This is a genomic window from Acinetobacter sp. 228 (assembly GCF_048147885.1).
The window spans coordinates 1-1,314 of the sequence record NZ_JAYWYV010000309.1; the positions used below are offsets into that span (position 1 = coordinate 1).

The window sequence follows — 1,314 nt, forward strand, 5'->3', positions numbered from 1 at the left end:
TAAAGCTTTGGCGTGGTCAGCATAAGGAATTGAAAGCTCTAGCGGTTCTCCACCGACGGTAATCCCTTTAATACGAGCATCAGCTGCCCCTAAGTTTTCTGCTAAACCGTAAATACGATCTTCACGACGCTCTGAAACCAGCGCGTATTTAATAGATGAAGAACCGCAATTAATAACTAATACTGATGTAGCCACGTTGAAATACCCAAGTCCTGATATAAAAATAGTTTTCCTAACTTCCTGATCAAAAGGCATTAATTGTGTGATACATTAAGAGCAGGTTGTGATGTTTTAACATGTGTTGTTTTTCTGTCCAAGATAGACTTTAGCCCATTAGACTTAAGCACTATCGACCATTAAATTTTTTATAACTAATATTCGCTCAGTATAAAGCTTAACCACTGTATTTATTGTTTTTTTGTAGAAGAATTAAACAGTTTTTTGTATATATTTATGAAAGGTAGATTTCTATTTAATGTATTTTTCAAATATTTGGTATAAATTTTTTAAGAAAAAAGGAGTGCTGCTATTTTAATCAAACTAGAGGGGAGTATTACAAATAATATACGTAAATGAAATTAAATTTTAATCGTTTATATATAGGTTAAAATGAATAAATCATAAACATTTTTAATATAAAACTTAGTATAAAAAAGTCGGTATTAATACATTTATAAGAATATTTTATTGCTTTGATATTATGAGAATTTTCTCATAGTTAATAGAGGCAGATATATCAATAAATATAGTCAAAAATAAAACCAGCTTCTCGTTTAAAACTTAAACATAATTTGTATTTAATACCGATGCTCGAGTATTACCGTAAAGTTGACTAGGGCTTGCATGTCGCTTTTTGCCTTAATAATATTGTTCCTCCCCCTTATCAAATGATGATGAAATATATCATTTGGTCTATTTTTATGTTCCGGCTTATCCGGTTGTACAGGAGCGTCCAGCATGGACTTGCCGAATCCAGTATTGGCAAAAGTTACTGAACGTGTAATTGCGCGTAGCCAAAAAACTCGTTCTGCATATTTACAACGTATTGAACATGCCCAAGGCAAATTCCCAGCTCGTGGTGCACTCTCATGTGCCAACCTGGCTCATGGTTTTGCTGGCATGGAAGATAATGAAAAATTAATTATTAAAGTTGGCCGTGAACCAAATATTGGCATTGTGTCTTCATATAATGAAATGCTTTCAGCACATGCCCCATATAAAACATTCCCTGACATTATAAAAACAGCTGCACGTGAAAATGGTGGTGTTGCACAGTTTGCGGGCGGTGTACCGGCAATGTGTGATGGTATTACT

Annotated in this window: 1 protein-coding gene and 1 pseudogene; one reads left to right on the plus strand and one right to left on the minus strand. The window is 33.9% G+C overall.

Features of this window, described 5'->3' with window-relative positions; genetic code table 11:
• A pseudogene (locus VXQ92_RS18490) lies at positions 1 to 195 on the minus strand (acetate kinase); the annotation flags it as partial.
• Between the two features lie 762 nt (positions 196 to 957).
• On the opposite strand from VXQ92_RS18490, the gene VXQ92_RS18495 reads away from it, so the two are divergent.
• The coding region (locus tag VXQ92_RS18495) for a dihydroxy-acid dehydratase (protein WP_416682792.1) at positions 958 to 1,314 on the plus strand (357 nt) is incomplete at its 3' end.